This is a genomic window from Nocardia sp. GP40, from assembly GCF_050434125.1.
GTDB lineage: Bacteria > Actinomycetota > Actinomycetes > Mycobacteriales > Mycobacteriaceae > Nocardia > Nocardia albiluteola.
Window position 1 is genome coordinate 167868 of sequence record NZ_JBNPVW010000003.1, and the last position, 13672, is coordinate 181539.

Genomic DNA, 13672 nt, shown 5'->3' on the forward strand with positions numbered 1-13672 from the left:
ATGCTCGACGACAATTACGTATTGCATCACCAGGGGGTTCATTGTGAAGAAATTCGGTATTGCCGCGGCCGCGGTTTTCGCGTGCCTGATCGGCATCTCCGCGCCGATCGCCTCGGCGGACGCGTGGACCGAGGGCCAGGTCCAGTGGGAGAACTGCAAGGACTCGGGCCATTCGGACGGTTACTGCCGCCAGCTGCTCAACGGCCACGGTCCGCATGCGCCCGCCCCGGCCCCGGCACCGACCGGTTCCGCGGGCTGAGGACCACCGCGGTCACATCCATCACGGCTGCTCGAGCTCGACCTGCATGAGGCGTCACCGGGAAGCGCGCCGCAACCCGTCACCGCGAACGCAGCGAACGTGCCGACAAACCGGTTTGATGTTGTGCAGCAACAGATTTCGTGTCAGTGGGTTGTACCACACTCGCGGTTATCCGTGACGGATGAGGGATGACCTCCTGTGTTTCAGCCTGGTTCCAGAGAGGGATCTGCCGACACCGACTCAGCCAAGCGCCGTTCGAGCCAGGTCGGCTATGCCGAGTCGGCTGCTATGTGTTCAACGGCGGCAGGACTGTTGCTCTCCTCGGCTTTTCTGTGCGGCACAGTGAATGTGGCGATCATGCAGAGTATTGCGACAGTGAAGCAGGCAAGTGTGTACCAGAGATTCCCCACGGGGTCTCCCTTGTGTGTCACACCGTGGACGGCGCCGAAGAAGTCGGGCAACGCGGTGACCCAGAGCAACGCCATAACGCACAGGTACACCACGCTGTAGGAGCGGATGGGGCCGCTGGTGTACCGGGGAACATCGGATGCTTCCCGGCGCAGCCGCGACCATTGCCGGACCAGAATCGTAATCGCGACAAGCGTGAGGACGACCAGTTCCACCGCGTAGAGGAATCCCCTGACCGTGGTGCTTTCCATACCGAAAACTGTGGCCGGGAGCGGGAGGATGAACGTGCCCAGCGATGCCAGGACACCGATCACCATTGTGCGCCACACCAACTGGAGACCGGAGAAGTGCCGGCCTCCGTCGACAGCGCGACCTACGAACCACTGGACGCAGAATGCCAGCGACATCGGCCACAATGCGGCGAATACGACCACGCTCGGCAGCGGAACCGAATCGAACATGGGTTGGTTGAGTGGGTTCGCGGTCGACCACTCCCACCATCGCAACTGTGGTCCGAGTTGGTCGAAGATCTCGTAGAAGGCGTGGTGAACGAAGCCGACGCAGACAGCGCCCACGAGGATGCCGTATTGGCGGAAAACACCGAGCATTCTGACGATTTCGTATGCCACTGTGGCCATGAACGGATAGATCGCGACGATGTACAGCGGAAGCCGGCCCCACAGGAAGTCCACCGTGAACACGTTGTGTGCGAACATCGTGTCGACGTGTTTTCCGATACCGAAGGCTGCCGGAAAATACAGCGGCGGTTCGATGATGAACAGGTACGCGGTGGCACCGAACCACAGCACCAGGTTCGTGGGATCGCCGTGTCGGCGCAGGCGAACGATTGCGAGCACGAGGGCGAGCACCGCGCCCAGAACAACGGTGAACTCGAGCACCGGCAGGGTCCAGTTCTCCAACGCCAGCGGGTTACGGACCTCGACGGGTCCACCGGCGCGCTGACATGAGAACCCCAGCGCCGTCGCCAGGTGGTCGAAGGTGGGTGGGCAATGATCGGTCATCAGTTCATCTCCGGAGATGCGACAGTCTCGGCGGTGTACCAGTGCGAGACGTCGTAGCCGGCGTCGTAGCGCTCGAACCACACGTCGGCGAGTGCGGGAAGTTTCTCGCGGGCCGGGTTGTGCTTAGGCAATTGGCTACGCACAATGCCCCGCAACGCGGTGAGTTGTTCGCCGAGCGGTAGATGATCGAACGCGCGCGTCATCGGCCCGTTGTTCTGTGCGCTGAGCCGTGGTAGCCACTTTCGCAGGTGCTGCTGGTAGCGGTAGGAGGCGAACATCGCCATCGCATCGGTCTTGCGGTCCGCTACCGGGACATGCTCGTTGAAACCTTCGCAAGCCAACCTGACGACTTTCATCACGTGCCGGAAGATCGACGGTGCCATCCGCATCCGGTAGATGTCGCTACCCACCACGGAATCGAAGATGATGAGAGCCGAACTTCGATGCTCGACTTCCTCGACGAAGTGCCAGATGAACAGTGACGCGACCCGGTCGTCTCCGGACCGGAACAGGGTCGAGTCGTTGTCGAGCATCAGCTTGAACACCGAGGTGAAGGTCGCTTCCAGGTCGGCGGTGTAGGCCAGTCGGTAGTTCAGCGAGGTCTCCGCGGTGAGCCGGTCGAATGCCCCGACCACGTCGTCGAAGGTCTCCTGAAGTCCCGGGTACCGCCTGATCAGGGCCTTGACATGTTGGCGATGAGCGGCCGAGTGTTGGCCTTCCTGACGCATGAACGCGTCGGCCTCCTCCGCGACTGCGGGATCGGTGATCAGCGGCTTGGTCTGCAGAATCATCTTCACGATCATCTTTTCGAAGCCGATCGCCAGGAACGAGACAGCGTTGGCCATGCTCGAGAAGGCCGGATTTTCTTCGTTCCACAGGAAGGGAACGTCGTAGTCCTCGAACGCGAAACTCATCCTTCGCACATGCAGATCCGTCATTTTGGCGATACCTCGTCTTTCGGGAGTGGGCTGCTCCGGTGGCCTCGCACGGATGCTCCGAAGCCACAGTGAACATACACCAACTCGTCCATATGTATGATAGGTATCGGCGCTGCCGTTTCGGATCCCACCGAAGAGGCGACCGGGCGTCACTGTGGTAGCCTCGGCCGTTAATCCGGATAGTCGGTCGACTGTGGACGCGGGAGTTTCGTGCGCGACCGACATGGTTCGAGCCGAGGTGACAGGCAGTGGCACGCAGGCGCGGGTGGGGTGGGAGTCCGCCGGGCAGCGATGAAGAAGCATCCAGCCGGATTGTCGCTGCCGCAGTCGATCTGATCGGGCGAACGGGGTCGGAGATCAGCATCGCCGACGTCGCGGAGTCGCTGGGTGTCATCCGTCAGACGGTGTACCGATACTTCCCCAGTGCGGATGCTCTGATGAGGGCTGCGGCGATCGCCTCGGTTGACGGATTTCTCGATCGACTGACACAGCAGGTAAGCGGCATCGAAGACCCGGTCGAGGCGATGACCGAGGGAGTGGTGTACACGCTGGCCGAGGTTCGCCGAATTCCGCACCTCGGCATTCTGCTCACCGCCACCTACTCGAACGTCGACCACGAGGCACTCACATCCCACGAGGCACGCGCCTTCGGAATGACGATGATCAAACGCTTCGACGTTGATTGGGAGCGCTACGGGTACGACGAAGCATCTCTTCACGAGCTCGTCGAATATCTCCTGCGAACGATGCAGTCGTTCTTCGTTTCCCCCGGCAATCCACCACGCAGCGACGATGACCTCCGGCGATATCTGCGACGCTGGATGGGCGCTGCCATCATCGCCCAAATGGAACCTGGCCGTGACGTGAAAGTCGGCCAGACGGGCACCTTCGACACCGTCGGGAACTGACTGCAGGGTGAATCCCGATCCCGCCCAGGGATGTTCGATCCCGGGCCCGATCGGCACCAGGCCCGATAGAGGCACCCGTTGCTGAAGACCCGGTCCGGCGCCGAAGTCGGTCCGGGTCCGACACACGAAATCGGCCCCGACAGTTTCCTGGAGCAGATCTCGCTCAGCCGGGGCATCGAGTGTGGTATCGGCGGGCGAGGTCAAAGGCCTTTGACGGTGTGCAGAACCTGCAGACCGTGTGGCGTTGTTTCGGTGTGGCGCACGATCAGGCCGGCAGTGTGGCACTGATCGGTCAGCCATTGATGCGGCAGCCGAAGCTTCGGGTAGCTACCGGTCTTCAATTGCCACGTGCGGTCGTGGCGGGTGTACAAGAGGTCGTAGACCATCACGGTGGTCTCGTCGACGTCGTCCAGGAAACAGGCGCGGATCTGATCGGCAGTGTGGCGGACCGGGATGAAGCGGTCGGTGCCGCGATGTTCGCCGGTCAGGTGTCTCGGTAGGTGACGACGAAGCTTCCGCCCGGGGGCAGCGCCTCGGCGACGTCGGTGACCAGTTGCTGCACGTCGGTGGCGCGCAACGACATCAGTTGTGGAGCAGCGAACTCGGCACCGGACCGACGACTCCGATCCGGTCTCCGAGACCGCCGCAACGGCGGGAGCACCGCGAGTGCAATGCGCATGAGCGCACACTGCTGGATGACGGCTGCTGCCCACGGGACGAAACCCCTGGTGTCAGCGCGCGATTGCGCCGACCTGGATGCGGGCCGCCGGTGTGAGGTGGCGGCGACGGGTCGGTTGCAGGACGGTCGGGGTGAGACACGCTCCAGGCCGCGCCCGCACAGATGAACTCCTGGCGAAGCCGCAGGTCATCGAACTGCGCCTTCGCTGCGGTTGCGTCCCGCGCCATAGGTCACTGTGCAACTATCGGCCGGTTGTCCAGTACTCCGATAACCAGTTCGCGCATGCCCGCACGCAGCCGTTCCCGGCCGCCTTCCTGCACGATCCGCCGGGATGCCTCGCTGCCGAGCGAGGCCATCAGGAGCGCGCCCACCGTGTGTTCGTCCAGATCGGGCCGCACCTCACGCAGCAGCGCCGAGATGTGCGCATCCCAAAACGCGTGCATCTCGTTGCGTTCCGGGTGCGCCGGCATCGCCTCGTAGGCCAACACCAGTTCGACATTGTCCGCGATCAGCAGGGTCATCGCGTCGAAGTAGGCCAGCAACCGTTCCCGCGCGGGCGCACCGGGCCCCAGCGGCGGCGGGCCGTGCTGGACCGCCTCCCGCAGCGCGACCGCGCGCTCGCGCATCAACTCGTGCAGCAGGCCCGCGCGGCTGCCGAACCGATGGAAGACCGTGCCCTTACCCACCCCCGCAGCGGCCGCGACGCGCTCCATCGTGATGCCCTCGGCGCCGTGCTCGTACAGCAGCGCCGCGGTCGCCGCGAGTATCGCGCGCCGGTTGCGCGCGGCATCGGCACGTTCCTTGCGGGGCTCGTCGACCATTCCACCTCTTCTCTCGTTGACAACTTGACCGGCGGTCCATATCGTCGTTGCTATCAACTTGACCGTCAGTCCACTTATGGAGTTGTGATGCAGGCAATCGTAATGACAGCAGCCGGCGAGCCCGAGGTGCTCCAGCCCCGGGAGGCTCCCGAACCGCACCCCGAACACGGGGAAATCGTCGTGCGGACCACGGCGATTCCCGTCCTCTACGCCGAGACCCTGCTGCGCTCGGGGGCCTTCCCGATGCCCGCCGCACTGCCGGAGATCTTCGGTTTCCAGGTGACGGGATCGGTCGCGGAGATCGGCGCCGGCGTGGACCCGCAACTGCTGGGCGCGCGGGTGGTCGCGACGACCGCGGGCACCGGCGCATACGCGGAATCGGCCCGCGTCCCAGCCGAATTCGCCACCCCGATCCCCGACGGCGTTTCCGACGACGACGCCGCGGCCGTGCTGATGGGTGGTTCGGTCGCGCATGCCCTGCTCGACCGGGCCGCGCTGACCGGCGCGGAGACCGTCCTGGTGCAGGTCTCGACGTCCGGTGTCGGCGGCTATCTCACGCAGCTGGCCAGAAAATTCGGGGCCGCACGGGTCATCGCCACCGCGAGCGGCGACAAGGCCGACCGCGCGCGGGCGCTCGGCGCGGACGAGGTCGTCGACCATCGCGCCCCCGGCTGGCCGCAGCGGCTGCGCGAAATCCTCGGGGATACCACGGTGGACGTCGTCTTCGACGCCTTCGGCGGCGATACCGCGCGGGACCTCCTCGAGGTCATGACCCCGGCCACCGGGCGCATGCTCGGCTACGGCCAGCTGTCGGGAGCGCCCGCCGCGATCACACCGGCCGATCTAGCCCTCCGCGGCCTGACCTACACCTCCTGCACCGGTCCCGCGTGGCTCGGCCGGGTCGCCGCCACCCGCGCGGACGTGCTGGATCACGCGGCCGCCGGACTCATCACCCCGCTCATCGATCGGGTGCTCCCCCTGGACGAGGCGGCGCGTGCGCACCGCCTCGTCCAGGAGCGGGCCACGACGGGAACCATCATCCTGCGGCCGAATCGAGCTGTCGGATAGCGCGATTGCCCGCATCGCGCGGACAGACACCGGCACAGCGGCCGGTGTCCGGTCGCGTGCGCGATCGACGTGACACGGATTCGGTTCGGCGACAGCGCGATACCGGATCCGGCCCGTGACGCGACGAACCGCCCGGCCGAATCTCGAAGCGGCGCGGGCGGTTCGGGCTAGCTCAGGAACGCTCGGTGGGTCCGGTGGAGCGGGTCGCCGCCGCGGCGGCGCGAACCTGGGGCGCCACCTGGACGACCTGGCCGAGCACACCGTTGATGAAGCTCGGCGAGTCGTCGGTGGACAGCTCCTTGGCCAGCTCCACCGCCTCGTCCACCGCGACCACCGGCGGAACATCGTTGGCGTGGAACAGCTCCCACACCGCCACGCGCAGGATCGCGCGGTCCACCGCGGGCAGCCGGGACAGCGTCCACTCCTGCAGGTACGACTCGATGGTGCCGTCGACCCGATCCAGATCGTCCGCGACGCCCTCGACCAGGGTCCGGGTGTACGGATTCACCGGCGCGACCGACTCGTCACCGGTGGACAGCTGCACCCGCTCGTCGATCAGATCGGCCGGGTCCACATCGCGCGCCTCGGCCTCGAACAGCAGGTCCACCGCCCGGCGGCGGGCCTTGTGCCGCGCACCGAACTTCTTGTACTGGGACTTCTTGTCCCCCGACTTATCGGCCACATTTACCATTATCAGCCGGGTCAGGAGTTGACGCGGCTGATGTACGAGCCGTCGCGGGTATCGATGCGCAGCTTGTCACCCTGGTTGATGAACAGCGGCACCTGCACCTCGGCGCCGGTCTCGACGGTGGCGGGCTTGGTACCGGCGCTCGACCGGTCGCCCTGCAGGCCCGGCTCGGTGTGGGTCACCACAACGTCGATCGCGACCGGAAGCTCCACGAACAGCGCCTCGCCCTCGTGCATCGCGATCTGCACCTGCATGTTCTCCAGCAGGAAGCCGGCCGACCTGCCCAGCACGCCCTCGCCCAGGTGGATCTGGTCGTAGGTCTCGCCGTCCATGAAGATGAAGTCCTGCCCGTCGTGGTACAGGTAGGTCATGTCGCGGCGGTCGACGGTGGCGGTCTCCACCTTGACTCCGGCGTTGAACGTCTTGTCGACAACCTTGCCCGACATCACGTTCTTCAGCTTGGTGCGCACGAAGGCGGGCCCCTTGCCCGGCTTGACGTGCTGGAACTCGACGATCTGCTGCAGCTGATTGTCGATCTTCAGCACGAGGCCGTTCTTGAAGTCGCTGGTGTCCGCCACTGTCCTCGGATCTCCTGTCCTGGTCCTTACCGCGACCGGCGTCACTCGACGACGATCAGGTCTTTGCTGGTGAGCGTGAGCAGCTCGGAACCCCCCTCGTGTACCACGAGCGTATCCTCGATCCGGACACCGCCGCGGCCTGGGAAGTACACACCCGGTTCGACGGTCACCGCCACGCCATCGAGCAGTGTACCCGTGCCGGTTTTGGCGAGTCCGGGCGCTTCGTGAATCCGCAGGCCCACGCCATGGCCGAGGCCGTGCACGAACAGCTCGCCGTGCCCCGCCGCCTCGATCACCCCGCGTGCGGCCGCGTCCACCTCTGCGCAGCCCGCCCCGGGCTTGAGCGCCTTGCGACCGGCCCGCTGCGACTCGCGGACCAGGGCATACACCTCACACTGCCAATCGTCGGGCGCGCCGAGCGCCAGGGTGCGCGTCATGTCCGAGTGGTAGCCGTTGACGACCGCACCGAAGTCGAGCTTGACGAAATCCCCGGTCGCCAGGACCGCATCGGTCGGACGGTGATGCGGCACTGCGGAATTCACCCCGGTGGCGACGATGGTCTCGAAGGCCACGGCGTCCGCGCCGTGCTCGAACATCAGCCATTCCAGGTCGCGCGCGACCTGTCGCTCGGTACGGCCGGGCCGCAGCGCGCCCCGCTCGATCAGCGCGGCCAGTGCGGCGTCACCGGCCGCACACGCCGCGCGCAGCTGTTCGACCTCGTAGCCGTCCTTCACCATGCGCAGCTGCTCGACCAGCCCAGGCGCCGCGACCAGTTCCAGGCCCGTGGCCTGCGCGACGAATCCGCGATGCTCGTCGACGGTGACGATGTGGCTCTCGTACCCCACCCGGCCGGTCTGCCACTCACCCGCCAACTCCACGATCCGGCGCGCGCTCGCCCGCGCGATCTCCGCGCGCAGATCGGGCACCTGCTCGCCGACCTGGGTGATATACCGGCCGTCGGTGCAGATCACGGTGCGGTCCTCGGCCGTGTCCCAGGCATACACCAGCAGGGCCGCATTGGATCCGGTGAAGCCGGTCAGGTATCTGATGTTGATCAGATCCGTCACCAGCAGGGCATCGGCCCCGTTCTCCACGAGCAGGTCACGCAGCGCTGCCCGGCGGGCGGCATGATCCGGAATCCGGGCGTGGGGATCAGCAGACATGTATTCAACGCTACCGCTGCCGGGCCGTGGCATCGTCATGTCATATCCCCAACGCATCCCCAGGGCGCCGTCCGGCTCCACCACGGCAGGTCTGGATGAGCACCTGCAAGAATGCGTTCGACATCCTGATTCGTAATCGATGCCTATCCACATGCGCGGAGTTATCCACATTTCGCGATCGAGGGCCCCGCGGCACCCCTCCCGCAGGCACGATTGCGGCATGACGCTTCTCCCCGCCGCGGCCGCCCTGGTGGTGTGGTGTGGGCTGCTGAGCGCCATCGACCTGCGCGAGCGGCGCCTGCCGAATTCGTTGACCGTCACCGGCGCGGTGGGCGTACTCGCCTTCGCAATCGCAACCGGTCGTGCCGGCGCCGCGATCACGGGCGCGCTGCTGCTTGCGCTCCCCTACCTGGCGTGTCATCTGATCTCGCCCGCCGCGATCGGCGCGGGAGACGTGAAGCTGGCGCTCGGCCTCGGCGGCGCTGCGGCCTGCGGTGGCGCCCAGGCATGGGTGTGGGCCGCGATCATCGCCCCGGTTCTGACGGCCGTCGCTGGTGCGGCATTACTCGTTCCTTGGCAACGCGTTACCCCTCGGCTCGACATCCGAACGCACCGACGCCGCGGCCTGCAGCGGGACCATGTGAGTGGGTGCGAGGGACGCGCGACGGCAGCCGGACGTGATCGTGGGGCCGGGCTCGGCCCCCGGGCCTCGCCCCCGGATTCGGCTGTGCCGCACGGACCGTCGATGTGCCTGTCGACCGTAGCCGCGCTGCTGATGACTCGCTGACACCCGCATGCCGGTCGCGGGCACGCCGCCCCACGCCATAGTCCGGACACCCCGAGCGCCGATTGCCTCGTCCACATGCAACCCAGCCCTGCGGCATTCGGCGCCGAATCCGGCCTGGCCTCGGACAGTGCCGCAACTCGGCCGCGCCCGTCGTGCGTTGACGACAGCGCGCTCGCCGACGTCACCGGGAACGCCGTACACAGGGCACGGGCACGAATCCGCCCGCGGGTCCACGGCGACGGCCGTGTAGCTGCGATTTCCCCGCCCAGCTGCGGATCCGGGTGGCCGACACAGGCGGCTGATCCGGCACGTGGGCGGGCCAGATGTCCGGGTGGCCGCGCTGACGTGGAAAGATGTGAAGCGTGCTGCGCTGGATAACTGCCGGAGAATCCCACGGTCCCGCCCTGGTCACGATCCTGGAGGGGATGGTCGCCGGGGTCGAGGTGACCTCTGCCGATATCGCCGAGCAGCTGGGCCGCCGCCGCCTGGGCTACGGGCGTGGCGCGCGGATGAAGTTCGAGGCGGACAAGGTCACCGTGATCGGCGGTGTCCGGCACGGTCGCACCCAGGTCGGCCCGATCGCCATCGAGATCGCCAATTCCGAGTGGCCCAAGTGGACCGAGGTCATGTCCGCGGACCCGGTCGACGAGGCCGAACTGGCCGATATGGCCCGCAATGCGCCGCTGACCCGTCCCCGGCCGGGCCACGCCGATTACTCCGGGATGCTCAAGTACGGCTTCGACGACGCGCGCCCGGTCCTCGAGCGCGCCAGCGCCCGCGAGACCGCGGCGCGGGTGGCCGCCGGCGCGGTCGCCAAGGCGTTCCTGCGCCAGGCCCTTGGCGTGGAGGTCATCTCCCACGTGGTCTCCATCGGTACCGCGGCGGCCCCCGCCGGTGTCGTGCCCACGGCCGCGGATCTGCCCGCGATCGATGAGAGTCCGGTGCGCGCGTTCGACAAGCAAGCCGAGGCGGCGATGATCGCCGAGATCGAGGCTGCCAAGAAGGACGGCGACACCCTCGGCGGTGTCGTGGAGGTCGTGGTGGAGGGCCTGCCCGTCGGGCTGGGCTCGTTCTCCAGCGGCGACAGCCGCCTGGACTCTCGCCTCGCCGCCGCGCTCATGGGCATCCAGGCCATGAAGGGTGTCGAGGTCGGCGACGGCTTCGAGACCGCCCGACGCCGCGGCAGCGCCGCCCACGACGAGATGCGTCCCGGCCCCGACGGCGTGCTGCGGTCCACCAACCGCGCCGGCGGCCTCGAGGGCGGCATGACCAACGGCGAGCCGCTGCGGGTGCGTGCGGCGATGAAGCCGATCTCCACGGTGCCCCGCGCGCTGTCCACGGTCGACATGACCACCGGCGAGCAGGCCGTGGCCATCCATCAGCGCTCGGACGTGTGCGCGGTCCCGGCGGCGGGCGTCGTCGCCGAGGCCATGGTCGCGCTCGTCGTGGCGCAGGCCGTGCTCGAGAAGTTCGGCGGCGACTCGCTGCCCGAAACCGTCGGCAACCTCACCAGCTACCTGAAACGGCTCAGTGCGCGTCCGCACATGCCGTCCGCCCCAGATCCCACCACCTCGGTCAGCTCATGACCCCCGAGCCCGGCCCGCACCCGGCGAGCGTGGTGCTGGTCGGCCCGCCGGGAGCTGGAAAATCCACGATCGGCCGCAAACTCGCGCGCGAACTCGGCGCCGAACTGGTCGACACGGACGCCGTGATCGAGGCCGAGACCGGTCGCACCATCCCGGAGATCTTCACCGCCGACGGCGAACCCGAGTTCCGGCGCATCGAGGAGGACGTCGTGCGCCGGGCGGTCCTGGCCGAGCGCGGCATCGTCTCGCTCGGCGGCGGCGCGATCCTGTCGACAGCGACCCGCGAGCTGTTGCGCGACCGTACCGTCGTGTATCTGGAAATCAGTGTCGCGGAGGGACTTCGGCGCACCGGCGCGACGACGCATCGGCCGCTGCTGGCGGGCGCCGACCCCGCGGCGAAATACCGTGAACTCATGCGCACTCGCCGTCCGCTCTACCGAGAGGTCGCCTCGGTGCGGGTACGCACCGAGGGGCGCAGTCCCGGCCGGGTCGTTCGCAACATCCTCGCGCGGCTGGGCATGGAACCGGCGGAGCCGAAACCCGTTGTGACACAGGCACGACCGGCCGAGGGCTCGGGCGCCGCGAATCGGCGGTCGCGGCGACGCCGCCGCGGCGGGCGCTCCGGGGCCAACCGCGCCGCCGCCACCACCGCGCCCGCCACACGCGGCCAGGACGGTGGAACCCCCGAGAGCACCGGGGGCAAACCCACCGACACCGTCGCCGATTCGAGTGCGGCACAGCAAGACTCACCCGCGGGTGCGTCCGGTGCACCCCATCGGTCCCGCCGCTCACGCCGTGGGGGCCGCCGCCGCTCGAGAGGCCCGAACGCCGCGACGCCGCAACACCGGCAATCGTCCCCGACCGGTCGGAAAACCGAACCATCCACGGCGGACACGCAGTCCGGCCGGAGCCCAGCGCACGAATCGGGCTCCGGTTCGGCACGATGCGACAGCGGTTTCCCGAGCGCACCCCTCTCGGGAACGCCGCCCCTGCCCGCGAAGACCGCCGAGTCCGCAACCGGTGCGGCACAGCAGCGTTCGGCACGCTCGCGCGGCCACCGGGCCGCGAGGCGCCCCGCCGGTCCGCCCGCCCCGAGCTCGGATCCCGCGGCAGCCCTACCGGGTCCGGCGGGACGCACCACTGCCGCCGCATCGGACCCGACACGACGGACCACTGCGGCCGTGCCGGATCCGGCAGGACGGACCGCTGCCGCCGCATCGGATCCGGCGGCACGGACGACGGCGGCCGCATCGGATCCGGCGCGACGAACTGCGGCGAATGCCTCGGAACCGGCCCAATCAGACGCTGATTCCCCCGCCGCACAACAGAATTCCGGCGCATCGGCACGGTCCGGCCGCTCCCGGCGGGCCCACGCGCGGCGCCCACGCACCATACGAGCACAACGAGAATCGGAGCAGAGCGCATGAGTGAGCGCACCATCGACCCGGCCGAGCCGACCCGCATCGACGTTCGCACCGCCGATCCGTACCCGGTCATCATCGGGCGCGGGCTGCTGGGCGATCTCGTCGAACAGGTCACCGGCCGCCCCGGCGTGCGCACCGTCGCGATCTTCCATCAGCCGCCGCTGGCCGAGACGGCCGAGGTGGTCCGGGCGGCCCTGGCCGACAAGGGGATCGACGCACATCGCATCGAGATCCCCGATGCCGAGGCGGGCAAGGATCTGCCCGTGGCCGGGTTCTGCTGGGAGGTGCTGGGCCGCATCGGACTCACTCGCCAGGACATGGTGATCAGCCTGGGCGGCGGCGCGGCCACCGACCTGTCCGGCTTCGTGGCCGCCACCTGGATGCGCGGGGTGCAGGTTATTCACGTGCCCACGACGCTGCTGGCGATGGTCGACGCGGCGGTCGGCGGCAAGACGGGCATCAACACCGAGGCCGGAAAGAATCTCGTCGGCTCCTTCCACGAACCGGCAGCGGTCATGGTGGACCTGGCGACCCTGGAAACGGTGCCGCGCAACGAGATCGTCGCCGGCATGGCCGAGATCATCAAGGCCGGATTCATCGCCGACCCGGTGATCCTCGAGCTCATCGAGCGCGATCCGGCCGCCGCGCTGGACCCGACCGGCGATATGCTGCCCGAGCTGGTGCGCCGCGCCATCCAGGTCAAGGCCGATGTGGTGGCCGCCGACCTCAAGGAATCCAGCCTGCGCGAGATCCTGAACTACGGCCACACCCTCGGGCACGCCATCGAGCGCCGCGAGCGGTACCGCTGGCGGCACGGCGCGGCCGTATCGGTGGGCCTGGTCTTCGCCGCCGAACTGGGCCGCCTCGCGGGCCGCCTCGACGACGCCACCGCCGACCGGCACCGCGCGGTGCTCGCGAGCGTCGGCCTGCCGACCACCTACGACGCCGACGCGCTCCCGCAACTGCTGGACACCATGCAGACCGACAAGAAGACCCGCGCGGGCATCGTGCGCTTCGTTGTGCTGGACGGCCTGGCCAAGCCCGGCCGCCTCGAGGGCCCCGACCCCGCGCTGCTGGCCGCCGCCTACGCCACCATCGCCCGGGAGGACGCACCCAGCAGCGGCGCGGTACTGCTGTAAGACGCCGCCATCTTCGAGCTGGGCGCCGGCTCGACTCCCACGGCACCTGGGCAAACGCCTCGGAACGGTCGTCCGACCGGTATCGCACACTCATCGAGGTCGACAATGCCGCCCCGGACACTATGTCCGGGGCGGCATTTCATCGTCCGGTCAACCCGGCGCCGGGATTACCCAGCGCGGGTGAATCATTCGAGCGTGGAAGAG

Annotated in this window: 14 protein-coding genes and 1 pseudogene; 7 read left to right on the plus strand and 8 right to left on the minus strand. The window is 68.0% G+C overall.

The genetic code is table 11. The annotated features are described in order from the left end of the window. The first annotated feature begins 43 nt into the window (after positions 1 to 43). On the plus strand, positions 44 to 259 hold the full coding sequence (locus ABH933_RS09875; RefSeq protein WP_429416171.1) for a hypothetical protein: 216 nt from the start codon (positions 44 to 46) through the stop codon (positions 257 to 259). Between the two features lie 269 nt (positions 260 to 528). Here the strand turns inward: ABH933_RS09875 and ABH933_RS09880 are convergent, their stop codons facing one another. Then, the gene (locus ABH933_RS09880; protein ID WP_429416174.1) at positions 529 to 1689 is read right to left on the minus strand and encodes a hypothetical protein; all 1161 of its coding nucleotides are present in this window, start codon (positions 1687 to 1689) and stop codon (positions 529 to 531) included. After that, positions 1689 to 2627 (minus strand): metal-dependent hydrolase, encoded by a 939-nt coding sequence (locus ABH933_RS09885; protein WP_429417759.1) that lies wholly within the window; start codon positions 2625 to 2627, stop codon positions 1689 to 1691. Before ABH933_RS09885 ends, ABH933_RS09880 begins: the two co-directional genes overlap by 1 nt. 248 nt (positions 2628 to 2875) lie before the next feature. On the opposite strand from ABH933_RS09885, the gene ABH933_RS09890 reads away from it, so the two are divergent. Then, a complete protein-coding gene (locus ABH933_RS09890; RefSeq protein ID WP_429416176.1) occupies positions 2876 to 3535 on the plus strand; it encodes a TetR/AcrR family transcriptional regulator in 660 nt (219 codons plus the stop codon). Between the two features lie 200 nt (positions 3536 to 3735). On the opposite strand, the gene ABH933_RS09895 is transcribed toward ABH933_RS09890, so the two are convergent. The 3 genes from ABH933_RS09895 to ABH933_RS09905 all read right to left on the minus strand — a co-directional run bounded on the left by ABH933_RS09895 (position 3736) and on the right by ABH933_RS09905 (position 5035). Continuing rightward, positions 3736 to 3924 (minus strand): hypothetical protein, encoded by a 189-nt coding sequence (locus ABH933_RS09895; RefSeq protein ID WP_429416179.1) that lies wholly within the window; start codon positions 3922 to 3924, stop codon positions 3736 to 3738. A gap of 95 nt (positions 3925 to 4019) precedes the next feature. Continuing rightward, on the minus strand, positions 4020 to 4214 hold the full coding sequence (locus tag ABH933_RS09900; RefSeq protein WP_429416181.1) for a hypothetical protein: 195 nt from the start codon (positions 4212 to 4214) through the stop codon (positions 4020 to 4022). Positions 4215 to 4444: 230 nt separating this feature from the next. Further along, positions 4445 to 5035, minus strand: coding sequence for a TetR/AcrR family transcriptional regulator (locus ABH933_RS09905; RefSeq protein WP_429416184.1), 591 nt, complete (start codon positions 5033 to 5035; stop codon positions 4445 to 4447). 87 nt (positions 5036 to 5122) lie between these two features. Between ABH933_RS09905 and ABH933_RS09910 the strand changes: the two genes are divergently transcribed. Next, on the plus strand, positions 5123 to 6103 hold the full coding sequence (locus ABH933_RS09910) for a quinone oxidoreductase family protein (RefSeq protein ID WP_429416187.1): 981 nt from the start codon (positions 5123 to 5125) through the stop codon (positions 6101 to 6103). 172 nt (positions 6104 to 6275) lie between these two features. Here ABH933_RS09910 and nusB read toward each other — a convergent pair whose 3' ends face one another. From nusB to ABH933_RS09925, 3 genes are read right to left on the minus strand one after another with little or no spacing between them, the layout of a single operon-like run. Continuing rightward, positions 6276 to 6785, minus strand: coding sequence for a transcription antitermination factor NusB (gene nusB / locus ABH933_RS09915; protein ID WP_429416190.1), 510 nt, complete (start codon positions 6783 to 6785; stop codon positions 6276 to 6278). A gap of 20 nt (positions 6786 to 6805) precedes the next feature. Further along, entirely contained in the window at positions 6806 to 7369 is a 564-nt protein-coding gene (gene efp / locus ABH933_RS09920; RefSeq protein ID WP_215920940.1) for an elongation factor P, read from the minus strand. 41 nt (positions 7370 to 7410) lie between these two features. Further along, positions 7411 to 8532: a M24 family metallopeptidase gene (locus tag ABH933_RS09925; protein ID WP_429416193.1), complete on the minus strand. Its 1122-nt coding sequence runs from the start codon at positions 8530 to 8532 to the stop codon at positions 7411 to 7413. Positions 8533 to 8752: 220 nt separating this feature from the next. Between ABH933_RS09925 and ABH933_RS09930 the strand changes: the two genes are divergently transcribed. From ABH933_RS09930 to aroB, 4 genes and pseudogenes are all read left to right on the plus strand, one after another. After that, positions 8753 to 9319: a prepilin peptidase gene (locus ABH933_RS09930; RefSeq protein WP_429416196.1), complete on the plus strand. Its 567-nt coding sequence runs from the start codon at positions 8753 to 8755 to the stop codon at positions 9317 to 9319. A gap of 362 nt (positions 9320 to 9681) precedes the next feature. Next, positions 9682 to 10905, plus strand: a complete 1224-nt coding sequence (gene aroC, locus ABH933_RS09935) for a chorismate synthase (RefSeq protein WP_429416200.1) — start codon at positions 9682 to 9684, stop codon at positions 10903 to 10905. Continuing rightward, positions 10902 to 11420, plus strand: a pseudogene (locus tag ABH933_RS09940) (shikimate kinase); the annotation flags it as partial. The gene aroC and the pseudogene ABH933_RS09940, both read left to right, overlap by 4 nt. A 908-nt stretch (positions 11421 to 12328) precedes the next feature. Continuing rightward, positions 12329 to 13468, plus strand: a complete 1140-nt coding sequence (aroB, locus tag ABH933_RS09945) for a 3-dehydroquinate synthase (RefSeq protein ID WP_429416203.1) — start codon at positions 12329 to 12331, stop codon at positions 13466 to 13468. The last annotated feature ends 204 nt before the right edge of the window (positions 13469 to 13672 follow it).